The sequence below is a fragment of the Brevibacillus sp. JNUCC-41 genome (genome assembly GCF_014844095.1).
Classification (GTDB): Bacteria; Bacillota; Bacilli; order Bacillales; family DSM-1321; genus Peribacillus; species Peribacillus aracenensis.
In genome coordinates this window covers 3,990,936-4,016,152 of sequence record NZ_CP062163.1, presented here as the reverse complement: position 1 = coordinate 4,016,152, position 25,217 = coordinate 3,990,936, and the positions used below count along the sequence as shown (strand labels likewise).

At 39.3% G+C, this 25,217-nt stretch carries 25 protein-coding genes and 1 pseudogene; 3 read left to right on the top strand and 23 right to left on the bottom strand.

Features of this window, described 5'->3' with window-relative positions:
* Positions 1 to 23: 23 nt before the first annotated feature.
* A complete protein-coding gene (locus tag JNUCC41_RS19575; protein ID WP_192204432.1) occupies positions 24 to 1,766 on the bottom strand; it encodes an alkaline phosphatase D family protein in 1,743 nt (580 codons plus the stop codon).
* Positions 1,767 to 2,247: 481 nt separating this feature from the next.
* Here JNUCC41_RS19575 and JNUCC41_RS19570 point away from each other — a divergent pair, with 481 nt between their 5' ends.
* Positions 2,248 to 2,385 (top strand): aspartyl-phosphate phosphatase Spo0E family protein, encoded by a 138-nt coding sequence (locus JNUCC41_RS19570; RefSeq protein ID WP_192204431.1) that lies wholly within the window; start codon positions 2,248 to 2,250, stop codon positions 2,383 to 2,385.
* Between the two features lie 479 nt (positions 2,386 to 2,864).
* Here JNUCC41_RS19570 and JNUCC41_RS19565 read toward each other — a convergent pair whose 3' ends face one another.
* The 3 genes from JNUCC41_RS19565 to JNUCC41_RS19555 form a co-directional block, all read right to left on the bottom strand.
* A complete protein-coding gene (locus tag JNUCC41_RS19565; RefSeq protein WP_192204430.1) occupies positions 2,865 to 3,881 on the bottom strand; it encodes a 2-hydroxyacid dehydrogenase in 1,017 nt (338 codons plus the stop codon).
* A 21-nt stretch (positions 3,882 to 3,902) separates the two neighbouring features.
* Positions 3,903 to 5,201, bottom strand: coding sequence for an MFS transporter (locus JNUCC41_RS19560; protein WP_192204429.1), 1,299 nt, complete (start codon positions 5,199 to 5,201; stop codon positions 3,903 to 3,905).
* 896 nt (positions 5,202 to 6,097) lie between these two features.
* Positions 6,098 to 7,018 (bottom strand): patatin-like phospholipase family protein, encoded by a 921-nt coding sequence (locus JNUCC41_RS19555; protein WP_192204428.1) that lies wholly within the window; start codon positions 7,016 to 7,018, stop codon positions 6,098 to 6,100.
* Positions 7,019 to 7,762: 744 nt separating this feature from the next.
* Here JNUCC41_RS19555 and JNUCC41_RS19550 point away from each other — a divergent pair.
* Positions 7,763 to 8,260: a DinB family protein gene (locus JNUCC41_RS19550; RefSeq protein ID WP_228467676.1), complete on the top strand. Its 498-nt coding sequence runs from the start codon at positions 7,763 to 7,765 to the stop codon at positions 8,258 to 8,260.
* Positions 8,261 to 8,449: 189 nt separating this feature from the next.
* On the opposite strand, the gene JNUCC41_RS19545 is transcribed toward JNUCC41_RS19550, so the two are convergent.
* The 4 genes and pseudogenes from JNUCC41_RS19545 to JNUCC41_RS19530 form a co-directional block, all read right to left on the bottom strand.
* Positions 8,450 to 10,864 carry a heavy metal translocating P-type ATPase gene (locus JNUCC41_RS19545; protein ID WP_192204426.1) on the bottom strand — a complete coding sequence of 805 codons (2,415 nt, stop codon included), beginning with the start codon at positions 10,862 to 10,864 and terminating at the stop codon, positions 8,450 to 8,452.
* 74 nt (positions 10,865 to 10,938) lie between these two features.
* Positions 10,939 to 11,145: a copper chaperone CopZ gene (gene copZ, locus JNUCC41_RS19540; protein WP_192204425.1), complete on the bottom strand. Its 207-nt coding sequence runs from the start codon at positions 11,143 to 11,145 to the stop codon at positions 10,939 to 10,941.
* Positions 11,146 to 11,161: 16 nt separating this feature from the next.
* The gene (locus JNUCC41_RS19535; protein ID WP_192208237.1) at positions 11,162 to 11,503 is read right to left on the bottom strand and encodes a metal-sensitive transcriptional regulator; all 342 of its coding nucleotides are present in this window, start codon (positions 11,501 to 11,503) and stop codon (positions 11,162 to 11,164) included.
* A 276-nt stretch (positions 11,504 to 11,779) separates the two neighbouring features.
* A pseudogene (locus JNUCC41_RS19530) lies at positions 11,780 to 11,982 on the bottom strand (nucleoside transporter C-terminal domain-containing protein); the annotation flags it as partial.
* Here JNUCC41_RS19530 and JNUCC41_RS19525 point away from each other — a divergent pair.
* Positions 11,918 to 12,112: a hypothetical protein gene (locus JNUCC41_RS19525; RefSeq protein ID WP_192204424.1), complete on the top strand. Its 195-nt coding sequence runs from the start codon at positions 11,918 to 11,920 to the stop codon at positions 12,110 to 12,112. The pseudogene JNUCC41_RS19530 and the gene JNUCC41_RS19525 sit on opposite strands and share 65 nt — an antisense overlap.
* Positions 12,113 to 12,679: 567 nt before the next feature.
* On the opposite strand, the gene JNUCC41_RS19520 is transcribed toward JNUCC41_RS19525, so the two are convergent.
* The 15 genes from JNUCC41_RS19520 to JNUCC41_RS19450 form a co-directional block, all read right to left on the bottom strand.
* A complete protein-coding gene (locus JNUCC41_RS19520; RefSeq protein ID WP_228467379.1) occupies positions 12,680 to 13,645 on the bottom strand; it encodes a S8 family peptidase in 966 nt (321 codons plus the stop codon).
* A 939-nt stretch (positions 13,646 to 14,584) separates the two neighbouring features.
* Positions 14,585 to 14,887 carry a hypothetical protein gene (locus tag JNUCC41_RS19515; protein WP_192204423.1) on the bottom strand — a complete coding sequence of 101 codons (303 nt, stop codon included), beginning with the start codon at positions 14,885 to 14,887 and terminating at the stop codon, positions 14,585 to 14,587.
* Positions 14,888 to 15,040: 153 nt separating this feature from the next.
* Positions 15,041 to 16,291, bottom strand: coding sequence for an ABC transporter permease (locus JNUCC41_RS19510; protein ID WP_192204422.1), 1,251 nt, complete (start codon positions 16,289 to 16,291; stop codon positions 15,041 to 15,043).
* Positions 16,284 to 17,183, bottom strand: a complete 900-nt coding sequence (locus tag JNUCC41_RS19505; RefSeq protein ID WP_192204421.1) for an ABC transporter ATP-binding protein — start codon at positions 17,181 to 17,183, stop codon at positions 16,284 to 16,286. The genes JNUCC41_RS19510 and JNUCC41_RS19505 overlap by 8 nt, the downstream gene beginning before the upstream one ends.
* Positions 17,184 to 18,289: 1,106 nt before the next feature.
* Positions 18,290 to 19,069, bottom strand: a complete 780-nt coding sequence (locus JNUCC41_RS19500; RefSeq protein WP_192204420.1) for a sulfite exporter TauE/SafE family protein — start codon at positions 19,067 to 19,069, stop codon at positions 18,290 to 18,292.
* A 51-nt stretch (positions 19,070 to 19,120) separates the two neighbouring features.
* Complete coding sequence (locus JNUCC41_RS19495) at positions 19,121 to 19,348, bottom strand: sulfurtransferase TusA family protein (protein WP_192204419.1); 228 nt, start codon at positions 19,346 to 19,348, stop codon at positions 19,121 to 19,123.
* A 44-nt stretch (positions 19,349 to 19,392) separates the two neighbouring features.
* The gene (locus JNUCC41_RS19490) at positions 19,393 to 20,520 is read right to left on the bottom strand and encodes an MBL fold metallo-hydrolase (RefSeq protein WP_192204418.1); all 1,128 of its coding nucleotides are present in this window, start codon (positions 20,518 to 20,520) and stop codon (positions 19,393 to 19,395) included.
* A 48-nt stretch (positions 20,521 to 20,568) separates the two neighbouring features.
* Positions 20,569 to 20,964: a DsrE/DsrF/DrsH-like family protein gene (locus JNUCC41_RS19485; RefSeq protein ID WP_192204417.1), complete on the bottom strand. Its 396-nt coding sequence runs from the start codon at positions 20,962 to 20,964 to the stop codon at positions 20,569 to 20,571.
* 28 nt (positions 20,965 to 20,992) lie between these two features.
* Positions 20,993 to 21,565 carry a sulfurtransferase TusA family protein gene (locus JNUCC41_RS19480; RefSeq protein WP_192204416.1) on the bottom strand — a complete coding sequence of 191 codons (573 nt, stop codon included), beginning with the start codon at positions 21,563 to 21,565 and terminating at the stop codon, positions 20,993 to 20,995.
* A gap of 52 nt (positions 21,566 to 21,617) precedes the next feature.
* Entirely contained in the window at positions 21,618 to 21,914 is a 297-nt protein-coding gene (locus JNUCC41_RS19475) for a rhodanese-like domain-containing protein (protein WP_192204415.1), read from the bottom strand.
* 20 nt (positions 21,915 to 21,934) lie between these two features.
* Positions 21,935 to 22,300: a rhodanese-like domain-containing protein gene (locus tag JNUCC41_RS19470; protein WP_192204414.1), complete on the bottom strand. Its 366-nt coding sequence runs from the start codon at positions 22,298 to 22,300 to the stop codon at positions 21,935 to 21,937.
* 53 nt (positions 22,301 to 22,353) lie between these two features.
* Entirely contained in the window at positions 22,354 to 22,833 is a 480-nt protein-coding gene (locus JNUCC41_RS19465) for a DsrE/DsrF/DrsH-like family protein (RefSeq protein ID WP_192204413.1), read from the bottom strand.
* A gap of 119 nt (positions 22,834 to 22,952) precedes the next feature.
* Positions 22,953 to 23,258 carry a monooxygenase gene (locus JNUCC41_RS19460; RefSeq protein ID WP_192204412.1) on the bottom strand — a complete coding sequence of 102 codons (306 nt, stop codon included), beginning with the start codon at positions 23,256 to 23,258 and terminating at the stop codon, positions 22,953 to 22,955.
* Between the two features lie 39 nt (positions 23,259 to 23,297).
* Entirely contained in the window at positions 23,298 to 23,558 is a 261-nt protein-coding gene (locus tag JNUCC41_RS19455) for a metal-sensitive transcriptional regulator (protein WP_098373111.1), read from the bottom strand.
* A gap of 855 nt (positions 23,559 to 24,413) precedes the next feature.
* Positions 24,414 to 24,899 carry a peptidoglycan-binding domain-containing protein gene (locus JNUCC41_RS19450; RefSeq protein ID WP_192204411.1) on the bottom strand — a complete coding sequence of 162 codons (486 nt, stop codon included), beginning with the start codon at positions 24,897 to 24,899 and terminating at the stop codon, positions 24,414 to 24,416.
* Positions 24,900 to 25,217: the final 318 nt, after the last annotated feature.

The following is a 25,217-nucleotide window of genomic DNA, read 5'->3' as shown; positions in this document are numbered from 1 at the left end:
TCAAGCATCATTATCGTTCGCTATCAATTAATCATTTTCCCTTGCTTTTTCATTCTTTGTTTTTCATGTGCGCGATTATGGGCACGTGTCCGATCTTCCTCGACTTCGTTCGTTTTTTGTACACCTTCCATAACTGCTGCTGATGCAACCTTTCGCAGCCCTGTTTGATCCTTATCAAAAACAAAGGATGCTCTTGTCGAAATGTCCGCACCTGGTTCTGTCACGAATGGGACTACTCGGTAATCCGCCTTCCATTGTTCTGGGGTTACTTTGCAACGGACATATCCCCGGTAATCATTAAAGAACTTTATATGTGGATTCTGACTTAGTATTTTATCCGTATCTGCACGCTTATCCGCTCCATTTCCACCAGATGTGATGGAGGTTCCGACAAACTCCACACCGAATATCTTTGAATTTGGATCATCGAAATCCGCCTTTAGGTTGGCTGCCCAGCTTGCATGTACATCACCCGTCAACACGACCAGATTTTCCAGATTGTTTCTTTTGATTACATCAATTAAACGATCGCGAGCAGCCGGGTATCCATCCCAGGAATCCATGCTGAATTTGGGAGCGGTTGGTGTTCCATAATTCCTTTGTGCAAAGAAAATCTGCTGAGGCAAAACGTTCCACTTCGTATTTGATCTTGATAGATTGTCAGTTAACCACTGTTCCTGCTCTGGACCTAGCAATGTCCGTTTCGGATCAAGTGACTCAGGCGTTTGCGGGGAACTTCCATCGCCGTTTGCCTGATCATCCCGGTATTGACGGGAGTCCAATACAAAGAAAGAGGCCAGATCGCCATATGTGAAATTTCTGTATAACCGCATATCCGCTCCCTTGGGCAAAGATGATTTACGAAGGGGCATATGCTCATAGTAAGCTTGATAGGCGGCGGCCCTTCTCTTGATGAATGCTTCTACGGATTGTCCTTTTTCCGGGATGACATTTGCATAATTGTTTTCAACTTCATGATCATCCCAAGTCACGACCCATGGGAAAGCTGCGTGTGCCGCTTTTAAATGGGTATCAGAGCGGTATTGTGCGTACCTATTACGATAATCCTCAAGCGTGATGATTTCTGGACCACTATGTACACGTACATTACCTGAAGAAGAAACATATTCATTTGGTCCATATTCATATATATAATCGCCAAGGTGAAAGACAATATCCAAATCTTCTTTTGCCAAATGTTTATAGGCCGTATAATAACCATGCTCAAATTGCTGGCATGAAACAAACGCGAATGACAAGCTCGATACACTTGAACCTATTGGCGGAAGTGTTTTCGTTTTCCCAGTCTGACTTACTTCCCCTCCGCTTTTAAAACGGTAAAAATAGACCTTATCAGGTTTTAACCCGCTTACTTCCACATGAACGGAGTGGCCAAGTTCCGGCCTGGCTATTTCCTTGCCTTGCTGGACAATCTTTCTGAAATTCTCATCCTTTGCCACTTCCCATTTAACGGAAATGGCTTCTTTTGGCATTCCTCCGCCATTCAACGGATCAGGTGCCAACCTTGTCCATAAAACTACACTGTCAGAAAGCGGATCACCTGAAGCTACACCGAGAGTAAATGGATAATCACTGAATTTCGGGGCAGCATTCACTTCAATGCCACCCATTGATTGGGCAAGGGCAAGACCTAATGAAAGTCCGGCAAGCTTACTTGCTCCCTGGATAAAGTTTCGGCGGTCCATGTTCTTACCTAATTCGCTCCAATTCTTAATTAAATCATCCATTGCTCTTTCATTATTCATTGATCTTTCCCTCCTATTATTTGAATCTGGTTCAAGTATAGTATGGCCCTTTTAAAGGTATATGAATAAATGTAAATCAACAAATTTCCAATTAGGGATTTTCATGCAGGACTTATGGATCTCTTTAAACATTAAAAAAGATCTGATTCACTCATACATTTACATAGTCCTACAAACTTTTCCATATAAAGACAGTCTTTCGGCCTATTTTTTCTTCATGAATCATTTATTTAATCGTTACAAATAACTGCCATGGGTTATTTTTACAATGAAAAATCTTTAATAAACTTATAATCTGTTTAAGTAAGTCTAATGAAGTCTGCGAATTAGTAGAATAAAAGCAAGGTCCGGAATCAAACTAACGAATGCTCCAATATTTTATGAGTAATCACTCACTTTTTATTTAAAAGCATCCTAATTTATGTAATAATGGTTTCATAATAAAAAATGAAAGTACTTGAGGGATTCTGCATTGGAGAGTATGGAAGAATTAAATGAAAAAATTGAGATATTGAGGAAAGAGTTAATATCTACAGGAATGATTTATGGTTTTACAGCCCCAACAACATTATATAAAAGCCAGGAACTAGATAAACTGTTGAATTTACTTAAGAAGTGAAAAAGAACCAAATTATTTAGATTATGTCTAGTTCTACTAATAATCTTGAAATCATTACAACTACACTGGGAGTTATTTCAGAATTATTTTTAATAGTCACTATGTAGTTCATGCAGCCTATTTCTCTTACTTAATCACCTCGTATTCTTTTCTTGGACCCGTGAACTATCTTTGTAATATCCCAATAAATTATTAGATAATTGTAAACATAATCATCCCTCCTTTTGAAACGCTATCGTGGTCAAGGCTTCTACGTCTTATTTTGTTGGTAGGAATTGTGCCGTAGAACAAAATATTCAGGGTCAATTTGAACACATTTATTCTCCCCATTTAAAAAGCATCCAAAATGAATGGATGCCAAATTTTATCGAATTTTCTTTTATGTCCTTCATTTAATAAAAAACTATCTACCTCATCTAAGTTTATGAATGGTATGAGTGTTAAAATATCAACGATTCCTGTAAATTGTCTTGGACAACCTAATATTTTCTATGTGTTAATGATTTTTCACTATTTAGTGACTGAAGCCCTTTCAATTCAGGGACAACATTGCTTACCTCCCTTCCGGAAACCGCTGCAACGAGGTTCTTCGCCGCAAGCATGGCCATGTCAAATCGTGTTTGATAAGTAGCTGAACCTATATGCGGCAGGGTAACCACGTTCGGCATGGCTAAAAGCGGATTGTCAGGCGATACGGGTTCCTGTTCAAATACATCCAAACCGGCTGCAAGGATTTCCTTATTTTGCAGTGCTTCAATGAGGGCCTTTTCGTCCACCGTCTGACCGCGGGATGTATTGATGAAGATCGCGGATTTTTTCATCAGTGCGAATTGCTCCCGTCCCAAAAGATGCCTTGTCTCCGGAGTATAAGGGACCATTAAAAGGACGAAATCGGATTCCCGTAAAAGGTGCTCTAAAGAGGAGTAGGTTGTACTGAGCGTTTCCTCCACTTCGGATTTTCTTCGCCGATTATAATACAAAACTTCCATGTTAAAACCGAATTTGCATCGTCTTGCAATAGATTCACCAATTCTCCCCATACCGATGATGCCCAATGTTTTTCCATGAACATCAACGCCAAAGAGGGGTTCATCGCCTTTTTTCCCCCACTTGCCATCCTTTACAAGCTTGTCCAGTTCCGGAATACGCCGGGCGGTGGAGAGCATTAAAGCTAAAGCTAAATCAGCCACGGTTTCATTGAGAACATCAGGTGTATTTGTACCGATTATGCTTCTCTTTTTCATTGCCTCTAGATCAAAGTTGTTGTAGCCTACCGAGATATTGCTGACAGTCTTTAGACATGGTGCATGGTCCAGTAATTCATCATCTATTTTTTCTCCGGTGATGAGCAGTCCCTCCACATCGGAAATTTCCTTTAACAGCTGGCTTCTGGTGATTGGTTCAGGGCCGTTCCATTTTTCATACTGGCAATACTTCGAAATAAATGCCTCTACCTCGGGCGGTACCGGTCTTGCTATATACACTTTTGGCATCAATTTATGTCCTCCTCGGTTACCCTATTCTTGAATAGGATGTTTTACAATGAACCAATAACAGATTGCGGCGCATCCGGCGATTAACCCGCCAGATATAAAGGCGAGAGAGTACGAACCAGTTGCATCCACTATCATGCCTGCCACAACAGGGGAAAAGGCTCCGCCAAAATAACCGCCAAAATTCTGAATTGCACCTACGGAAGCAACCATGGAAGGAGGAGCAATGTCACCGGCAAGTGCCCACGCACTGCCTGTAATGGCAGAAATAAAACAAAGAGCAAGGGTCAGTAATGTTAAGGTGATGGCGAGCCCTTTGACAAGTGGAACTGCACATACAACGATAGCGGCCGAGATGGCACATACACTGATTAAGGCACGCTTTGCTTTAATAGGTGTAGTAATTCCCTTGTCCACCCATTTTTTAGTAAGATATCCTCCGAAAATATTGCCAAAGATTCCGCCAAGCCAAGGAATACCAGCATATATACCCATTTCTTTAAGTGAAACATGATGAACATCAAACAAATAAAGGGGAAGGAAGACAAGGAAAATATTCCAGATCCAAATGGTACAGAAGAAGCCCAGAATCATCCCCCACACGCTTCGATATTTAAATAACGAACCCCATTTTATTTTTGATGATTGAATGCCTTGCTCCACTCCACCGCCTTCCGACTTAATGTAATCAAATTCCTCCTTGGAAAGTTTTTGGCTTTTTTCAGGATTTTTATAAAAAATAACAAAACCGATCGCAAAGATGATGCCGATCACACCCGTTATATAAAACAGCGCTCTCCACCCAAAAGTCACCATGATGAAAACGAGAATTGGCGGTGCAATGGCTGGTCCCCATTTGGACGAAGAATCCCAAATTCCAGTTGCCAAACCTCGTTCTTTTTTTGGAAACCAATACGAAGTGATCTTAGCCATCGTCGGAAAACACGGTGCTTCTCCCACTCCAAGTAAAATCCGTGCAGCAATAAATGAACTCATTTTATGAACGGCTCCGGTTAAAATGGTCGCACCGCTCCACCAAATCAGAGCAATTGTATACACCTTTTTGGTCCCGAACCGATCAATCAGCCAGCCGGAAGGAAGCTGCATTAATGCATAACTCCAAGAAAAAAAGGTTCCCAATAACCCGATTTCGGTAACGCTTAGTCCGAGATCCTTCATCATTTCGGGAGCTGCGATGGAGAGGTTAGCCCGATCTAGATAGTTGATTATTCCCCCAATCAATAACCAGATGACGACGGTCCATCGAAATTTCCGGCCAATATTCAATGGCTTTTCTTGCTTTGTTTCCATTTTTGCTTCCATACCTTTTCCCCCCTTGTTATATAAAACGCCGTAATTGGCAGCGCTTCCAAAATTACAAAAAATCAGAGTTCACGCTTGGAGAATATGTATAAACAAGGAGGTTGTTGTTCTATAATATAAAACTCGGTTTTTGTTTCGCGACAAAAAAGAAAAAAAGAAAATTCTTTTTATTCTGTAAAGTATCGTATTATGAGGATGTGTGATTGTCAATCTTTATTCTTATTTTCGGGACAATATTCCTAGTATACGCTTCATGTCATGTGGGGAAGAAAGGTTTAGTGACACTTTTTATTATTTTTCTATAGAATAAGCAAGCGCTGCTGAAGCCACTTTTCTATTGGGATCATTAAATCTTAATGGAAGCTGGGATGGTTAAATGGAGTTTCAAGACTTCCTGATAAGCCCCCGGAATACTGTTTTCATTATAGTGAAGATTCCATCCCTTCGCACATTTTCTCCAACTATATTTTTTAACAGCATTTTTAACAGAGGAATGAAAGTCTGGCTTATCATCCGTTCCTCACAGTGACATTGAGTTACTCCTATCTCCACTCCTTTTAGGATCTTTTCATTGAATTTCATAATTTATAATGTAAAGGATTTGTTCGATTATTCACCTCATGAATCTGGTAAGTAAGTTCATATATGGTATATCTTAATCTCCAACGTTGTTTTCTATTTTTATTCCTTTATTTCCGTTTATTCATTTAAAAAATTCTAAAATAATATCTCAGGTTGATTTTTTATGATTTCGCATTTCAAATTATTGCATTTAAGCACAGGGCAACTATGCCTCCTATTAAACTAGTGATCGTTAGTTCAATAAAAAAAGAGCTGTTGTAACAGCTCCTTGTCCCCCTCTTACACCCATTTGGAAAGATAGCGTATTGTTTCTCCTACTTATTTTTTACTCTTTGCATCCGTTTGTGCTTATATTGTTCAAAATCCCACTCAGACAAAAATTCTTTTGCAGAAGTATAGCCTGACTGATAGAGAAAGTCGATTTCTTCCTCACTCAGTTCAAAGTCCGTTGCGTTGATGCCGCCAGTAGGAATTTGAATCGTTCGTTCAATCGTTTCTTCGTTCATATGTCGTAAATCATGGGCTTGAAGCATCGTTTTAAATATATTTTTGAAAAGGTGGATTGGCGTTGGTATAACCGGATCTATGTTAACTTCATCTTTCACAAAATGGAATCCGAATGTTGGAAAGCGAGGATTGTCTGTATCGAAAATCCATATTGGGAAGTTACTAAGTAAACCACCATCTAAAATGTAGGATTTTTTCCGGTCTTTTGATTTCCAAATAACCGGACGGAAGAAAAATGGTAGGGAGGCACTCATCATTACGGCAGTTGAAACTTTTAAATCAGCAGGAGACATCCCATAGCGTTCCAAATCATCTGGCAAAATAAGCATCTGACCATTCGAAACATCAGACGCAATTATCTTCAACTTTCCATCTGGAAGATCCGCGAATGTCTTAATCCCTTTTTCTGAAAGAAGAGAATCCACCCATGTTTCCAAATAGTCATTTTTAAAAATCCCAAGATGAACATTAAGTTCCAAAAATACGCCCAAAATGGGAATACGATTCAGTAATGTCCTGCCTCGCATCTTCGAATAGTTGATTTCACTATACCGCTCTCTAATTTCATGGCTTTTATAGCCACTAGCCAAAAGAGCTGCGATTAATGCTCCTGCTGATGTCCCAGCAAGTCTCTCCCATTCTACTTTTTCCTCTTCCATTGCTTGTATCGCTCCAATAAAAGCAATTCCCCTGACACCCCCACCTTCAAAAACGGCATCTGCTTTCATTTTTATCCACCTCTCTCGATAAGAGTTATTATAATTATTATCAATATTTTCATATAAAGCGAACTTTCACATTCTTAGATTCCAAAAATCAGCCCCCTCAGGTGGAGTATAAAACCGCTTGACATCGATGGTTGAAAGACGGTTCTATTTTTCTAACAAATTCGCTAGTTATGTTCCATCCCTGATTGACCATTGGTTGCATATCCATTCATTTTTGTTTTTTTAACACCTTTATCATTACTTCATGTCTGTGGATTCCTTACTTGGGAAACCCTTAATCATTTTCTCTGGCTCTACTACTATATAAAGAGTGGATAGACGTTCTAACAGTGGTGAACGCAACATGGATGGTAATCAACTTAATAAAAGGAATAGGATGGCATCTTCTATCATGGTATGTTTAAAACGAGGCATTGGCATGGACAAATTATCTGATACCCTTCATCTAATCTCAAAATGGGTAACAAAATAGTAAAGTGTCTACCCCATTACTTCTTTTTTAGTACTAAATTTTGTTTTATTGCTTGCCTATATTTAATAGACTGATTCATTAAAGAAGGAAGTCAGTAAAAAGTCTGCCTATATGAAAAACTTCTTTAAACAAGTACTTTTTGGTGAAAAACCAATTTATTCACTTATCAAAAAAGTACTTTTCTTTAAAGAATGACCGTTATTTTTTATAGAGGTATTTTTTTAATTATGTCGAAAAGGATATGTAACAATTGAAGGAGTGAAAAAGTGGAAATGAACCGTGCAAGGAAAATGTATGATTACCACGTGTGGGCTAATCAGCAAGTATTCCAAAACCTAAAACAATTACCTGACACAGTCTTTAGCGACACGATAAAAAGTGTCTTTCCGTCCATCAAGGAAGTCCTTGTTCACCTTTACGCAACAGATATTACCTGGCTGGAGATAATGAAAGGAAGCACCGTTCAAGATACTTTTATGAAAGTTGAACAACGGAGAAAAGAAGTGGACGGAGTCTCAATACATGAACTAGAATCCCACTTTGATGAACTTGCAAAGGATTATTATGATTTTCTTGCTTCCCAGCCTGACCTTGAACGGACCATTGTAACCGAACATCCCAAATTGGGGGCATGTGAGTTTATACTTGCCGACCTCATCCATCATGTAGTGAATCATGGGACCTACCATCGCGGTAATGTATCAGCGATGCTCCATCAACAAGGCGAGCGTGGCGCACCAACCGATTATGTATTTTATTGTTTAAAATAAGCGGTTTGGCAACCGAAAGTATGAAGGAACATCATTTAGGAGTCGCTATAAACATAAAAAAAGCACGGCTATTCCAATTGAAAGCCGATGATTCACTTGCCAAGGAATCATCGGCTTTTATCTGGAATGAAAATCCAAACGCTCGTGGCATGGTTATATTCAGGCAGTACAAATACCCTCATTATATCTTTAGAGCTTTACCCGTTGAAGGCGAAGGGCATTCAATACGACTGATACAGAACTGAAAGCCATGGCAGCACCAGCTAACCAGGGGGCAAGCAGTCCGATTGCCGCAATTGGTATCCCGATCACGTTATAGGCAAAAGCCCAGAATAGGTTTTGTTTGATATTCCGCATCGTTTTCCGGCTCATGAGGATTGCATCTGCAATACTGTTCAAATCACCCCGGATCAAAGTGATATCGGCAGCTTCCATGGCTACGTCCGTCCCGGTTCCTATAGCCATTCCTATATCGGCTAGTGCCAGCGCGGGAGCATCATTTATCCCATCCCCCACCATTGCCACTTTTTTACCGGCGGCCTGCAGTTTCTTCACTTCTTCCGCTTTCCCTTCAGGAAGGACTTCTGCAATCACTTGGTCAATGCCCACTTGATGGCCGATGGCATTTGCTGTCCTTTGATTATCCCCGGTTATCATGATGACCTGGATATCCATTGCTTTCAACCTTTCAATCGCCGTTTGCGAGGTATCTTTTATAGTATCGGCAACGGCAATGAGTCCTGCATATTCACCTTCAATGCTAGCGAGCATTGCTGTCTTCCCTTGCTCTTCAAATGCTTCCATCGCTGTTAGGGCCTTAGTAATATCCACGTTATTTTGCTTCATCAATTTACGCGTTCCGACGTACAACACTTTTTGATCCACTACAGCTCTCACACCGTATCCTGGAATCGCTTCAAATTCCTCAATAGCAGCAAGTGATATCTGTCTTGCTTGAATTCCTTGAACGATCGATTGCGCAAGAGGGTGTTCAGATTGTTTTTCAGCTGCGCCGATTAGAGATAAAAACTGTTCTTCTTCCATACCGTTCTCGATGAGGACATCGGTCAGCACAGGGGCACCATTTGTCACTGTTCCCGTTTTATCCAAAATGACTGTATCTATATGGTGTGTGGACTCCAAGTGTTCTCCGCCTTTAAATAAAATACCGAATTCAGCGGCCCGACCTGATCCTGCCATGATGGATGTGGGAGTGGCCAGACCTAAAGCACATGGACAAGCTATGACTAGCACTGCAATCATCGCCTCAAAAGCTGGTGTGAATTCTCCAGGGTTAACCCATATCATCCAAACCAGAAAAGTTAAAAGGGCGATTCCGACAACAATTGGAACGAAGACACCGGAAATTTGGTCAGCAAGACGTTGGATCGGAGCTTTGGACCCTTGAGCATCTTCGACCACTTTTATGATTTGAGATAGAGCTGTATCCCTGCCGATCTTTGTCGCTTTCATTTTGAGAAAACCATTCTTATTCAATGTTGAACCGATCACAGTATCCCCGTTTGTTTTATCCACCGGAATGCTCTCACCCGTTAACATGGATTCATCAACGGCAGAGTTCCCTTCGACTACTTCACCATCGACAGGAATCTTTTCACCCGGCTTCACCAAAATCGTATCTCCCACGATGACTTCCTCAAGTGGTATTTCACGTTCTTCCCCGTTCCTTAACACCAGTGCCGTTTTGGCCTGAAGCCCCATCAATTTTTTGATGGCTTCGGAAGAACGCCCTTTTGCTTTTGCTTCAAAAAGCTTCCCTAAAAGAATGAGGGTGATAAGAATCGAACTAGTTTCGAAATAAAGCTGTGCCGTATTGTGATGGGATCCCATCGAGATGATCGCCTGATAAACACTGTAAAAATAAGCAGCGGATGTTCCCATTGCGACTAATACATCCATATTGGCACTTTTATTTTTCAAGGCTTTATAAGCCCCAACATAAAACTGCTTTCCAATCAGAAATTGCACGGGGGTGGCGAATGCCATTTGCACCCAAGGGTTCATGAGGAAATCAGGCATATAAATAAACGAAGTAAAACTAAAATGGCTTACCATCGCCCATAACAATGGAAATGATAATATGACAGAAAAAATGAATGTATTCTTTTGTTTTTGAATTTCTTTTTGACGGAAATCCACTGATTCCGGGTTATCTTCCTTGATGATTGCCCCATACCCTAATTTCTCCACCCGTTTAATGATATCCACTGGGGAGGCTTCGGAAGGATCATATTCGACTGTCGCATTATCAAGCGCAAGGTTCACATTGGCCATGCTTACTCCATCCAGCTTATTTAACCCTTTTTCAATTCTGTTAGCGCAAGCAGCGCAAGTCATGCCTGTAATCGTAAATTCTTTTTTCTCTTTAACTACATCATAGCCAAGATCTTGAATTTTCTTTTCAAAATCCTTGTTACTTAATTTTTCCGTATCATATTTAATGACCGATTTCTCAAGTGCCAAATTAACGGTGGCTTCCTCAACGCCTTCCATTCGGTTTAACCCTTTTTCAATCCGGTTAGCACAGGCAGCGCAAGTCATACCTGTAATCTGCATGGTTGTTTCTTTTATTTGGCCGCTCATATCATCCCCGCCTCCCTATACCGCTATGGGGTATATTTTTTGTAAAAAAAAGTGCTTAACAGCACTCCCATGACTTATTCGACATCGTAGCCTTGATCATCAATTGTTTCTTTTATTTTCTCAAGTGATACTTTTTCCTTATCAAACGCTACATCTACTTTTCCTGCTTCCAAATGCACTTTTACGCTTTCAACACCTGCAAGTTTTCCTACATTCCCTTCAACTGCATTTACACAATGACCACAAGACATTCCACTTACACTCAATGTTACATTTTCCATTTCAACATCTACTCCTTTATTTTTTCATTAATTTTTGTATCGTTACTAGCACTTCATCTATAACCTCTGTATCCCCTTCATTCAGGCGTTCGACCACACAATTCCTTAGATGGCCTTCCAATAATATCTTGGCTACACTATTCATCGCACTTTGTGTAGCTGCTATTTGGGTAATCACATCATCACAATACGTATCTTTTTCAATAAGACCCTTTATACCTCGAATTTGACCTTCAATTCGATTTAACCGGGTCGTTAAATTCTTTTTTACTGCTTCTGAGTGATGACTCTTTCGGCCGTGGGAAGAAGTCGTACAGCATTCTTCTTCATTTACAGAATCTTTACTACCATTCAACATTTCATCCATTTCCCATCCCTCCTTGAAAATAAATATACCATACCCTACTACCCTATGCAAAGAGAAAAGCTATTGTGTCAATATTTGTTTATTCTTTGCTTTTTAAGCAAATCTATTCCTTAGTCTGTTTAACAAAACTACACACAAAATACCCCATGCGAAGCTAACCAAAAAAGGATGAGCTACATGAGTCTACTAGGGATGCAAATAAAGGATGTTCTTACTCCACACCTTTTAGTTGAATACACATGAAAGTAATATATTTTTTATTGGTTATCAAACAAATAATCCAACAATCATAGCACTTAACAAGGAGACAGCCATGCCGCTAAGCAACAGCTTCCAAACATTCCTTCCGGTAATGTGCGATTTTTCATCATCGGAGATAGAATTGAAGGTACCATAAATCAAATCATGCCAACTGTACTGAAATTGGCAAATGAGGTGAGATACGTAACTGCTACTGTATGCGGAGCCAGGACTAATATGAAATATTTAGTATTTCAAATGGATTTAGAAGTTGGGAATCCAGAAGAGAATAGGAAAATCATTGAACGCCGGTTAGAAGCTAACTACTGTGATGATTTGGATGTTGCAGTACTTCCTTAAATGTGATCTACGGGTTATGCGTTAGAAGAATTAAAAGAAATCTGCAAAGTGGATGGTAATCAATCAAATGAATTTTTACAATCACTGGGTAAGAGGTTTAATGTAAACTTGATAGGTGGCTCGATTGCCGTATTAGACGGTAAAGATATCTTTAATCGTGCGTTATTGTAATGGAATGGGTGAAATTGTTCGGACCCACAGTTAGATAGGAGTGGAATTCGCAGGTTCCTCACAAATTGTAGATCCCTGGGGAGACGTTGTTCAGAATTTGATCAAGAAGTTGGTGAATTAAAGGCAACTTTATATTTAGAGCAAGTACGGCAAATAAGAAAAGAAGTTCCTTTATTCGATTCCAGAGTGCCAGAGAAATATAGAAAGTTATAAAGTAGAAGCTACTTGTAACATCTAGAGTTTTATTTTCATTGTAGTTCAATAAGCAAAAAATTTACATAAAAAAAAACCCTTAGTTACTCTCAGAGGGTTGGTTTGTATCTCTTTTTATTTGAGTTTCTAACCCCATATACATAAAATTAGGATCATATACTTACCTTTTCTCTATCTGTAAGGTTAAGTAAACTCCCTTAAAACCTTTTTAATATTTTCTAATTTCTGGTGATTTAGTTTCAGCATTCCATGCCCTTCTTGAGTCTTTGGTTTGCCCAGTGAAACTGTATTATTTAAGAGTTCATTAAATTCTTCTACCTCTGTTAACTTACGGCCAAGTTTTGTTTCAAATTTATTTATCAAAAGCGCAACAGCCCCTGACACATGTGGTACTGCCATGGATGTACCTGATAAGACGGCAAATTGGTTACCAGGAAAGGTTGATACAATTTTCTCCCCTGGTGCCACTAAATCCACTTCACCATTAGAATTACTAAATCTTGATATACGTTCACGCAGGTTAACTGAGCCTACTGCCACAACTTCCTCGTATGCAGCTGGATAACTGTACTCGTTTGTTCCTGCATTTCCATCACCTTCATTACCCGCGGCACACACGACCATTATATTAGATTGAACGGCGTTTATAATCGACGAATGTAAGACCGGGTCATCATCCGGTCCCCCTAATGACATAGAGATAACCCGTACTTTTTCACCTTTAGGGCCTGTCCAATTGACAGCGTAATTAATAGCGGAAGTAATGCTTTCTGTTGTTCCTTCTCCTGATCCATTTAAAACCTTAAGTACCAGCAACTTCGCTTTAGGTGCTGCACCTACAACTCCAAAACCATTTTCTGCTGCTGCAATGGTTCCGCTGACATGAGTCCCATGTCCGTTATTATCGGCAAAATTGAAGGGATCACCATAATAATCTTCCGTGAAATTATATCCTCCAATAATTTGACCAACTAAATCAGGGTGATCTGATTGGCATCCTGAATCGATTACGGCTACTACAATGTTCTCACCCTTAAACCCTTCTCTCCAAATAGAGCGTGCACGAATCATTTTAATACCTCTTGGAACTTCCGAAGTGGTTTCTGTTATTCCTTCTACTTGGAAGGGTACTAATTGAACATTTGGCAATTTTAGCCTCTCCCTTCATATTACCCCTAAAACGGGCGTAAGCATCGCCTTTTTTTATCATGACAAATAAGGGAAACCACACTTAAAACCCGTTTGGGAAAGCTGAATCCAATAACATTGATTTCAGCCTTTCTTTATCCTATGAACGGAGACAAGTTTTTGCTATAAACCTTAGTCTAATTTGATATTTTAGTTTACTTAGGCAAAAAATTGTATTATATAAAGGTGAGAAAATTAACATTCAGTCAGAACCTTAGTATAAATATTAATTACATGAACGACCTTATCGAAAAAAAAAGCTCCCTCATCGGCAGCTTTTACACTTCCATTATAAAAACCATCATGATTACCTATATCATGCATTAATTCAAATATAGGTAAAGGATGAATAATTGATGACTGAACGAACTCCTTTTAAAAGAACTATGATTTTTAACAATGCCGCATTCATATCATAGATATTGAGACCTCAAACAGAATAGTAAACTTAGCATCTAATGGAACAAGTTTGTATATCTGATTTTGCTCCTATTTTCTTGATAGGTTCGTACTTATTCACTTATTTCTCTTTTTGTTTGTCTTCCAAGGCTCAAATGAAAATGGAAATCTTCTCTAAGCTTCGAAGTAAGGTACAAATCCTCCTCATAATAATTTCTTCCTTTTGCTTCATAGTATAAATCTGTTACGAACAATAGCGGGTTTAAGAGGATTTAAAAACAAAAAAGGGGCCTTCCCAAAAGTCAGTAAAATAACTTTTAGGGGCAACCCCTTTTCGTATTGTCTTGGTGATACTTCTTTAAGTGGTACCGCCATATCTTTAAGTCGTTACCATGATCGAGAAGTTGGACTCCACTCTTAAGAACGTGAATGTGGAACCCATATATCCTCAAAGCTAAAAAAACTAATTAAAAACCGGAACTTGATTGGATAATGAGAATATTACTGTTCTTTTGAAATATTATTATTCCTTTTCTTCTTCACTAAAAGAATGATGGCAATGATAAAGGCTACTGCACTATATATCCAGGTAAACATAAAGGCGAGGCCCAATCCGATATTTGCATCCATATAATCGTTTTTCACATGATCAATAGCTAAATATAGAAGCGGTGCCCCTCCAATTATGAGCAGGATGACCCAGAGAACATTCATTTTCAGACTTCTGCTTGATAAAATAATAATGATGAAAGATAGCAAGAGAAACGCTTCTGAAGCTATCGTCAACGTTACCAGATTGCTCATAATATATCACTCCTAATCATGGTTGCCTAAATGGAATATATTTATGTTCCCTTATATCTATGTCGCTTTTCGTTCCTTTTTGATAAATTGATATTATTATCTTAGTAAAAAACCTGAATTCCTCCAAGAGAAATGAAGGATCCAGGTTTCATGTTAATTTTTCTTTGATAATTGCAAGGCATTCTTGATGCTTTTCAATGATTTTGAGCTTCCGTACATCAAGACTCCACCACGATAGATTTTTGCTCCGATAATTCCAAGTAAAACAATGGTTAAGATCAACACAGCAATGCTGATGGCGATTTCCCAGAATGGAACTTCAAGCATCCCTACGCGCAAGAACATGATCATTGGCGTGAAAAATGGAATGAATGATGTAATCGTAATATAACTCGCTGACGGATTCCCCAATCCAAACATCGCAATCATGAAGGCAATGACTACCAACATGGTCATCGGTGAAATCATTTGCTGGACATCTTCAATTTTGCTGACAACGGACCCAAGACATGCCGCAAGAGTCGCGTACAGAAAATAACCAAGCAAAGCGAAAACAATCGCATAAATGATTGTTGAGATATCGGTGCTTCCGAAACCGAAAAATGAAAAGAATCCTTCATCCATACCAGTCAAGTTTTGTTTAATCGAGAAATAGCCCACTCCAAAAAATAAAATCATTTGCGTAAGACTAAGCAGGGCTACCCCCATTATTTTGGCAAACATCTGTGTGACTGGGGGGACACTTGAAATCAGGATTTCCATGACCCGTGATGTTTTCTCAGTAGCCACTTCCATTGCAATCATCGTTGCATACATCAATACACCGAAGTAAATGACGAATAGGAGCACATACACGAGACCGCGTGCTTGATTGAGATCCTCTTCCGTTTTTGCATTTTTCGCAAGCGCAATAGTATCAAATTCTGGCGGCGTATTCAATTGAGCGATTTGCTGCTCTGTCAAATTCAATTCCTTCGCAGTTATTTGACCCTTCAATTGGGTAAGCGCTAAAAGCAAATCATTACTTACCGCAGAATCTGAAATTTGATTCGCTTTATACGTTCCCTTGAAGCCTACGGTTTCATCCTTTTCGATTAACAAATAGCCAACGATGTCATCCGCGCTGACCATTTCCTCCGCTTCCTTTTCATCCTTGGCGGATATTATCGATAAGTCATCGTTCACACCTGCTACCGCTTTTTTGTAAGAATCAAATAAGCTACCTTCAGTATTATCGATGACGGCAACCTTTTCCTGATCATCACTGTCGAATTTATCAATAAGATTCGAAATATTCGTAAGGACAAGAATCAGGGCCATCATAATGATTGTAGAAATGATAAAGGATTTCGTTTTTAATTTTGATAGATATGTATGGGAAAGGACAATCCAAAAGTTATTCATAGACGGCACCCACTTTTTCAATGAAAATATCCGTTAGCGATGGTTCTTCCAATTCGAATTTACGCACGAAGCCTCTTGGAACAAGATCACGAATCATGTTCTCGGCCACATCTTCTCCAGTGACTTGAAGAATTTTTCCTTCCATCGTGTTCTTTACTTTTGTTACACCTGAATAATTATCCAAAAAGGATAAATCAAAATCAGCTTTAATTGACACATTCTTTTTACCAAAAGAACGCTTGATTTCTTTTAATTTTCCAGCCACAACAGGGGAACCTTTATGCATGATGCAAAGATGCTCACACATCTCCTCAACATGCTCCATGCGATGGCTCGAAAAAACGATTGTCGTACCGCTGTCCCTTAAGTCGATGACGGCTTTCTTCAGAATTTCCACATTCACGGGATCCAGTCCACTGAAGGGTTCGTCAAGGATAAGTAATTCAGGTTTATGAATCATGGATGCGATTAGCTGGATTTTTTGCTGATTTCCCTTTGAAAGCTCTTCAACTCGCTTATCAATATACTCGGGAACCATAAAGCGGTCTAGCCAATACTCCAATTCTTTCATAGCATCCCTTTTGTTCATTCCTCTTAATCTAGCCAAATACACAATTTGATCACGGACCTTCAGTTTTGGATATAGTCCGCGTTCCTCAGGAAGATAGCCAATCAATGAACTGGTCTTATAATCGATTTTGTTACCATCCCAGGTCACTTCCCCTTCAGTCGGGTCAAGCAGGCCGAGTATCATTCGGAACGTTGTCGTTTTCCCCGCTCCGTTCCCACCTAAAAAACCGAACATTTCTTTCTCGGGAATAGTTAAATCAAGCTGGTTGACAGCTGTGAATTCCCCGAATTTTTTCGTAACTTCTTTAATTTGTAAAGCCAATGGACAACCTCCTATTATATGATTCTTAATATATGTTACCGGAAAGGTTTTCCAATTTCAACTACCGAAAAGATCTAAAGAACTCTTCTCCCCCATCATTATATGCAAAGTTCTAGAAACAAATTTCCATTACCTAGCCACCGGAAAAGAATTCCAAACACTTTTAACACTATGGGTCTTCTCTTAATCGTTGTTGAAGTAGTTGTATAGAGTGGATACGAGGGCAGTTACGGGTATTGAGGCTACCGCTAATAAATAATATAAAAAAGGACAGCTATATGATCGGTTTCTTTAGACGATTTCTTGGTGGTCATCCCGGTGTTTTTTAAAAAAATATCGCTTTCGAATATCCCTTTTCATCGGGGCTATTCCCCGGTCGACCACAACATCTAATGAAGACTGAATAAACCTACCTAACAACACGCCCCAGCTTCCATATCCTTATTTCCGATTTGCCGGTATTCACGAAATAAGGCATTTACTTTATCGCTTATTTTAATGACTCTCTTCGTATCAATGTTAAAATTCATCTGTCTCACCCATTCCCACAAACTGGACAGTTGTGAACCTTATCAAATATTTCGTTTGCAAAATCTGCTCGCTGCTTAATTCTTATCTATTACTGACCCTTTTCCTTGAGAAACCATCTCATCATCTTCTCCCTTCCATGAAAGCAAGGGATTGCCAGGTTCTTCTCCTTGTAATGTTTTGATGGCTAATCTGCTTGTTAGAATAGCCGTTTGTAGCGCATCAAGCGAACCATATGGCGTGAAAACTGATTAACAACCTGTCAGGTTCTTCCCAAAGAACTGGTCAGGGCGGCAAAAGATGCCCTGTTGGAGACTAAGATACTGCTATCCTCCGGGTCTGTAAATAGGCATTGAAAACAACCATCTTTGTTTGGATTGTTTGTAAGAAGAGAACGCCCCCCGATTCCTAAAGGTCTAACCAGGCATAGATGATAGGTGGACTGTTTATAAACAAAAAAGACCCAAACCCTTGTGATATCAAGGATTTGAGCCTTTGATAGTTGATGACCTGTGAGGGATTGGAATCCACGACCCCTTCCCTGTCAAGGTCGGAAGGGTCCAATATCCCCAAAAATCTTAAGATAAAATACCCATCCAAATTTTCACAGCCGTTGCTAGAATTAATAGAGCTAAGATGACTTGAAGTATTTTAGTATTCATTTTTTTACCAGCCATCGCTCCTAGAGGAGACGCTATTAAGCTTGCTATAACCATGATTAAGGCAGGGTAGAAGTCAACTTGCCCTGTTGAAACTTTCCCTACCGTTGCGCCAATCGATGAAATGAATGTAATCGCTAAGGAAGAGGCGATCGTTACCCTAGTTGGGACTTTTAAGACAACCAACATAATTGGAACTAATAAGAATCCACCGGCAGCACCTACAATCCCTGAACCCAAACCGACAATCAAGGCTAGAGTTGCTGCGAGCCATTTGTTGAAGGTTACTTGATCCATTGGAACATCATCTATTCCTTTTTTAGGTATAAACATCATGACAGCTGCTATAAGAGCAAGTAGGCCATACACAATATTTATCCCGTCTTCAGACATGGATTGCGATCCAAAACTCCCAATTACACTACCTATGAGTACACTGACACCCATATAGATGATGAGCGTCTTATTTAGATAGCCACCTTTACGATAAGCCCAGACACCGCCTATGGATGCAAATAATACTTGGACGGCACTTATTCCTGAGACTTCATGAGCACTAAAAGCCGCTAAACCGAAAAGTGGTGGTATATACAAAAGCATTGGGTATTTAATGATGGATCCGCCTATACCTAGCATTCCTGAAATATATGAACCAATAAATCCTATCAAAAAGATAGTAATGATAAACGTAATTTCCATTTTTATTGCCTCCTCGAAAAGAAGGGAACCTATAAGGTTCCCTTATCATTATCAGCCTTTTTTAATCCAAAATTTTAGAACTTCATTTTCTTCTGCAGTTTTCACTAGCTCATGACCACCAGATTTTGACCATGCAGCTAAATCTGCTTTGGCGCCTTTATCTGTCACATGTATTTCTAATACTTGACCGGATTGTAAATCATTCATAGCCTTCTTTGTTCTAACAATCGGCATTGGACAAGCAAGTCCCTTTGCATCTAACATTTTATCTGAATTCATCATACATCTCTCCTGTTTTCTTAGTATATAATCTTTTTTTATGTTCAACGAACCGCACAGCGGTTTGGTCCAATTTCCATTTCGCGCTGTTGTTCCTCATCAGGGGTGATTTTCCCCATATTCGTTTTGCGGATTTCTTGATACGCGTTTGGCTGAGGAGGTAAGTTTCCTGTAACCAACTCTCTGAATTCTGTTTCGTCAGCAATGTTCAAACCATGATTTTCTGCAAATAACGTTCCTAATTCCTTCGCAACACTTCCGTCTTCATTTAATTCTTCAATGATCATAAAGTGAGATGGCAGCACAATTAACTCGTTTGACAATTCTCTATAGCGAGTATAAAGTGTTTCTCTCAAGTCTCCTACCCAATCCTCAGCCAATCCTGCTAAGTCTGGTCTACCAATGGAATCGATGAATAGAATATCTCCTGAAAGCAAGTATTTTTCATCGACTACAAATGAGGTGGAACCAATCGTGTGGCCCGGTGAGTATAGAGCATGAATATCGATAGCTGTATGACCAATCGTAACCACATTTCCGCCTTCTAATGGCTGATATTCAAAGGTCACTTCTGTTGCATCTTTTGGTGGCAGCCAGTAAGTTGCATTTGAACTTTCTGCTATTTGTCTTCCACCTGAAATATGATCTGCATGTAAGTGTGTATCCAATACGTGAGTGATCTTCGCCCCAATACTATCGGCAAAATCAAGGTAGATATCTGTCATTCTTGTGGAATCAATAACTGCTGCTTCACCATTAGAAACGACCATGTAAGATAAACAACCTTTACCAAGACGTACAAATTGATAGATTTCTCCGCCATTATTCAAATCCCCAATTTTCACTGGTTCTAAGTGTTCACTCCATGCTTTCATTCCGCCCTTCAAATAAGAAACATCCAATCCAGCTTCAGATAGCATTTCAGCTACCATGACAGATGAGCCTTCCTTTGCACATACTACCAGGATTTCTTTATTGGCCGGGATTTGATCGAGGATTTCTTCCACGCCATCCAGTAGATCAAAGTAAGGGATATTAAGGAATTTAAAGTTCTGCCCTTCAATTTTCCAATCATTAAAGTCACTTTCATTTCGAACATCCAAAATAAATAAGTCCGCTTTATTAATTACTTTCTTTGAAACCTCAGCGGCTGTCATTTGCTTAAACGCCATTCTGTATACCCCCCATAGTATTAAAGTTCTCAAAAATTTTTACCTTCATTAAAAGGTTAATGTAACATCAGCATCTTTAGCGAACTCTAAAAATGTGACCGCCCCACCTACTTCGATACCGTCAACGAAAGCTTCCTTTTCCATGCCTAAAACGTCCATGGTCATTTGACACCCAATAAACCTGACATCCATTTCCTGTGCCATTGTAACTAATTCCGGAATTGAAGGAACATTAGCCTTTTTAAAGCCTTCGGCAAAATGCTCCTTACCTTCAGGCAATGGTAGTTGTCCATTCGCTTCTTTATGAATTAAATTCAAGCCTTCAAAAGTAAAGAAAATGGCCACTTCTTGATCTGTTGCAGCAGCTGCCGTTGCGATGTTAAACACTTTATACGCGTCAAATACTCCACCATTACTTGCGATTATTGCTACTTTGTTAGTCATGATATTTTCCTCCATTCTAGGGTCACCTTTATTCATCAACGGATTTTTGTGTAGGTCCGTTCCATTGGCTCATGCCTGGTACAACATTGAATACCTGTTCAAATCCAGCCGCCGTCAGCTTTTGTGCAGCAAGATCACTTCGGCTGCCAGAACGGCAAATCACGAAAATCTCTGACTCTTTATCAAGTTCACCCATACGGTGTTCCAATTCACCCATTGGAAGGGATTTCGCTGCCGGAATGTGATGAAAAGCATACTCTGCTGATTCTCGTACATCCAGAAGAATCATATTTCGATTTTCTTCCATCATTTGAAGAAGTTCTTCATTTGAAATGATTTTTTCATGCTTCTTCGCTTCTGTTTCTTCTCCGCTTGCTTTCCGAAGATAATGTTTTAGTGTGGTTCCTTCTTCAACTGTACCTAAATATTGATGACCTGTACTTTCCGCCCAGGCTTTCATATCGGCAGTTGACCCTTTATCAGTCGCTTGAACTTCCAGTACTTCCCCTGCTTCTAGGCCATTCATGGCTTTTTTCGTTCTTACAATCGGCATTGGACATGCTAACCCTTTTGCATCTAATACGGAATTTGTTTTAATCATTTTTTTTCCTCCTCGATTTTGATAGGGGTGGGGGTATCTAATAAATTAAAAATTATTCTATTGGACCTTCCCATTCATTCATACCGCCCATCATGTTCATCACTTTATATCCATGATCTTCAAGTAACTTTGCTGCCCTTGCACTTCTGCCTCCTGAACGGCAGACCATGATATATTCTTGTGTTTTTTCCAAATCTTGCATTCGAAATTCCACTAGCCCCAATGGAATATGCATCGCATTTGGTATTTTCCCTGTCTTTACTTCATCTACTTCTCTCACATCAATAATATTAATTTTCGAGTTTTCTTTTAATAATGCAGCCACTTCATTTGGTAAGATTTCTTTCATGATAGTAATTCCTCCTCATATTATTTCCAAGCGCTCATACCGCCTTTTACGTTGGTAACTTCTTTAAATCCTAGTTTTTGTAATGTCTTACTTGCTTTAGTGCTCCTCATTCCACTTTGGCAGATGACAACTACTTCTTTATCTTTTGAAAGTTCTTGTGCTCTTTTATTAAGTTCGAATAATGGAATATTCTTAAACTCCTTTATGTGATTGCCCCTATACTCATTTGGAGTACGGACATCAATGAATTGCTTGCTTCCTTTTTGACTTAACACAGCTTTTAACTCTGTCGTATTTATATTCTTTATTCCCTTTGCAGGGACAAATTTCTGATATAAAAACCAAGCGATAGCTCCAATTATTATGACATTAAATGCTGTTCCCATTTTAGTATCCTCCCCTCCATATCATAAAATTTACCCTATTTCACTTTTATTGCTTAAATAAATAAGTTTACATTACCATCTTCTGCTTCGGCTAAATATGCCGCTACACCTGCATATTCTATTCCATCCATTAATTCCTCTTTCTGCAAACCCAATAAATCCATCGTCATCGTACAGGCAATCAGTTTCACATCTTGTTCTTGGGCCAACTCAATTAAATTCGGGAGTGACATGGCGTTATGCTTTTTCATCACGTGCTTGATCATTTTCGGACCCATTCCAGCAAAGTTCATGTTTGACAGTCCCATTTTATCTGAACCACGGGGCATCATTTTTGCAAACATTTTCTCCAGGAATCCTTTTTTTAATGAAACCGGCTCATCCTTCCTTAAGGCATTCAATCCCCAGAATGTATGGAAGATGGTCACTTCATGATCGTAAGCCGCCGCCCCATTTGCAATGATATAAGCAGCCATTGCCTTATCATAATCACCACTAAATAAAACAATCGTCGTTCTTTTCTTTTCAGTCATTATGTTTTCCCCCTGATCGATATTTCCATTCCTTTATACCCTACGGGGTATATATTATGCTAAAAAATATAGTTCGTCAACCTACTTCACTAAAAAAAATGAATGGAATAGGTTTTTCTTTATTTAATTGGTCCATGATTGATGGAAGTCAAACCTTCATTTACTTCGAATATTTTTCCATTAACCTTCTCGATACCAAACCCTTTTAACCGAGCTGTATGCATAGTCAAGTACTTACTTGCGGATGACTTCGATTCAAACAGATAAATGCCACCAGCTTGCTTTGCCTCATTGTCTTCGGTCCAAATCTTCCAGATCAATCCTTCTTCATCATTAATGCTTTTTGCTAAATCAGTAAATTCTTTTACCATTTCGTGGCCAAATGGTCCCTCCATTTTAAAATCCACTTGTAAAATATAAGTCATGAATAACACTCCTTTTTCTAAAGGTCAGGTCAAATTCCATTACCTGCTTTTTATCAGTAAATTAACCGCTTCCTTGACTAGATGATCTGTGCCTTCGCCTTTCACAACGTTTTCCCGAACGCATTGTTCGAGATTTTCACTTACAATAACACCCATTGTCCTATCGATAGCATTACGTGCAGCCGACAACTGAGTGACGATTTCCCTGCAATCCTTTCCTTGCTCCATCATTCCAAGTACACCCTTGATTTGTCCTTCAATCCGCTTTAAGCGATTAATGACACTTTTATCATACTCCATACTCTGCCCACCCATCTATTTACAAATGCAATTACAAACCTCAACTGATTATCTTATTTCCTTTTCCGATTATGAAGCAAAGGCCTAAGTTCAATTAGACATACTGAATATGCAAAACCTATTAATCAATATTCTCACCCTAATGAGCCTGCGTGCTTTACTCGTGAATTTGCGTATTTTACTCGTAAGTTCGAGCATCATGCATTCTTAACTTGTGAGTTCATATTATACCTATAGGGGTATATTGTCAAGCCGTTTCATTCAAACTATTATTAAAAAATAAAAGCCACCATATCCGGCAGCTTTTGCGTTTTTATTTTAATTTTTTGCCAAAATTCGATTGAAAGATCCTGAAACAATTTTCCCTTTATGCATAACCGCAAAGCGCCTTGAACGTCTTGCGACTGCTTCCGCTGAACAGCTAGCTTCCGCAAAAACAGCATCCGCTATATCCCAAATGGTCGGCCAAACTCGTTCCCCCTCTGAATTAAGAGGTATTTACCTCCATTAATAAAACCAAGGGCCCGTCTTAAAGACCACTCCACAATCAATCCAAGCGAAACGTTCAGCCATCAGACTAGCTTTGTAAAGCACGTCCCTGTGCCAAATGTGTCCCAATCATCCGTTATGCTGTCATTTACAAGCGAGACATCTATACCTTTTCATAAAGCAATGGGATTGGAATTGTGGAAATATCGATAGGTATATAGTAGAGGCAATTGAATACCCCGCTTGAGCTAAAGTTTCCGCAAAGGTAGAACATATAAATCAACTCGTGAAAGCCAAAAATAAAAACGTGCCTATATATGGCACGTTTTTCATATGAAGGGAAAATTCATTGGTCCTTCCTGTATCTTAATTCGCATACAAGCGATATTGGTCGCTTAATGTATCCCCATTACCGTAAATATAGGCTTTAGAGCCGGATGTATAGGAAGAATTGTCGTACTTCCATTTAATTCTTAGTCCCATGTTTCCGCCTGCTCCATAGGTTTCATTGCCATACTTCTTAATATATTGTGAGAAGCTATCCCACGTCCGGGGGCCAACCACACCATCCACTTTCAAGTTGTTTTCTTTTTGATATTTCTTTACACCCGCTTCGGTTTTTGGTCCAAAAATTCCATCTACGTCAACCACTGCTGAATCCGTATAAAAACCCATGACATTCAGGATATACTGCATATTCCTGATCTCCACCCCATGAGAGTCCTTCCGCAAAATAGAGTTTTTATCCCAGCTTTCGGGATGGTGAAATCCTCCAGCTGACGCTGAAGCAGTGGAAAAAGATATCCCAAGGGCCATTGCTAATACTACCAAACCAGTAAGTAATTTATTCATAGCTCCATCTCCCTCTTTTTTTGTGCATCCGAACTACCTTACCATTTCCCTTCCGATTTTAAATTTCCCTTCCGACCAATTTCCTGTTTTGAATATTATAAATAGAATATAAAAAGGATAAGTGCCATTAAAACAAGTGCAACAAAAATAAACGACTTGCGATTTCCATTTTACTTCTCCCAGTTATGACTTTTGAGGTTAATTTACTAAAACCTGAATTTCTTTATATGCTCCAAATGGTTTTTAACAATACGCAAGTACATAATTTTTAATAGACAAAGCCAACATATAGGGAAAGAAATGAAGAAATCGAAATGG

What these genes read in the sequence shown, in the direction of transcription:
- JNUCC41_RS19560 (WP_192204429.1), bottom strand. Translation starts at nt 5,201, where the DNA reads ATGGAAGCAAAAATGGAAACAAAGCAAGAAAAGCCATTGAATATTGGC.
- JNUCC41_RS19525 (WP_192204424.1), top strand. Translation starts at nt 11,918, where the DNA reads ATGCCAACTGTACTGAAATTGGCAAATGAGGTGAGATACGTAACTGCT.
- JNUCC41_RS19480 (WP_192204416.1), bottom strand. Translation starts at nt 21,565, where the DNA reads ATGATTAAAACAAATTCCGTATTAGATGCAAAAGGGTTAGCATGTCCA.
- JNUCC41_RS19455 (WP_098373111.1), bottom strand. Translation starts at nt 23,558, where the DNA reads ATGGAGTATGATAAAAGTGTCATTAATCGCTTAAAGCGGATTGAAGGA.
- JNUCC41_RS19515 (WP_192204423.1), bottom strand. Translation starts at nt 14,887, where the DNA reads ATGAGCAATCTGGTAACGTTGACGATAGCTTCAGAAGCGTTTCTCTTG.
- JNUCC41_RS19490 (WP_192204418.1), bottom strand. Translation starts at nt 20,520, where the DNA reads ATGGCGTTTAAGCAAATGACAGCCGCTGAGGTTTCAAAGAAAGTAATT.
- JNUCC41_RS19500 (WP_192204420.1), bottom strand. Translation starts at nt 19,069, where the DNA reads ATGGAAATTACGTTTATCATTACTATCTTTTTGATAGGATTTATTGGT.
- JNUCC41_RS19550 (WP_228467676.1), top strand. Translation starts at nt 7,763, where the DNA reads ATGAACCGTGCAAGGAAAATGTATGATTACCACGTGTGGGCTAATCAG.
- JNUCC41_RS19495 (WP_192204419.1), bottom strand. Translation starts at nt 19,348, where the DNA reads ATGAATTCAGATAAAATGTTAGATGCAAAGGGACTTGCTTGTCCAATG.
- copZ (WP_192204425.1), bottom strand. Translation starts at nt 11,145, where the DNA reads ATGGAAAATGTAACATTGAGTGTAAGTGGAATGTCTTGTGGTCATTGT.
- JNUCC41_RS19535 (WP_192208237.1), bottom strand. Translation starts at nt 11,503, where the DNA reads ATGTTGAATGGTAGTAAAGATTCTGTAAATGAAGAAGAATGCTGTACG.
- JNUCC41_RS19470 (WP_192204414.1), bottom strand. Translation starts at nt 22,300, where the DNA reads ATGGGAACAGCATTTAATGTCATAATAATTGGAGCTATCGCTTGGTTT.
- JNUCC41_RS19555 (WP_192204428.1), bottom strand. Translation starts at nt 7,018, where the DNA reads ATGAAAGCAGATGCCGTTTTTGAAGGTGGGGGTGTCAGGGGAATTGCT.
- JNUCC41_RS19575 (WP_192204432.1), bottom strand. Translation starts at nt 1,766, where the DNA reads ATGAATAATGAAAGAGCAATGGATGATTTAATTAAGAATTGGAGCGAA.
- JNUCC41_RS19510 (WP_192204422.1), bottom strand. Translation starts at nt 16,291, where the DNA reads ATGAATAACTTTTGGATTGTCCTTTCCCATACATATCTATCAAAATTA.
- JNUCC41_RS19465 (WP_192204413.1), bottom strand. Translation starts at nt 22,833, where the DNA reads ATGACTGAAAAGAAAAGAACGACGATTGTTTTATTTAGTGGTGATTAT.
- JNUCC41_RS19460 (WP_192204412.1), bottom strand. Translation starts at nt 23,258, where the DNA reads ATGACTTATATTTTACAAGTGGATTTTAAAATGGAGGGACCATTTGGC.
- JNUCC41_RS19545 (WP_192204426.1), bottom strand. Translation starts at nt 10,864, where the DNA reads ATGAGCGGCCAAATAAAAGAAACAACCATGCAGATTACAGGTATGACT.
- JNUCC41_RS19485 (WP_192204417.1), bottom strand. Translation starts at nt 20,964, where the DNA reads ATGACTAACAAAGTAGCAATAATCGCAAGTAATGGTGGAGTATTTGAC.
- JNUCC41_RS19475 (WP_192204415.1), bottom strand. Translation starts at nt 21,914, where the DNA reads ATGAAAGAAATCTTACCAAATGAAGTGGCTGCATTATTAAAAGAAAAC.
- JNUCC41_RS19570 (WP_192204431.1), top strand. Translation starts at nt 2,248, where the DNA reads ATGGAAGAATTAAATGAAAAAATTGAGATATTGAGGAAAGAGTTAATA.
- JNUCC41_RS19450 (WP_192204411.1), bottom strand. Translation starts at nt 24,899, where the DNA reads ATGAATAAATTACTTACTGGTTTGGTAGTATTAGCAATGGCCCTTGGG.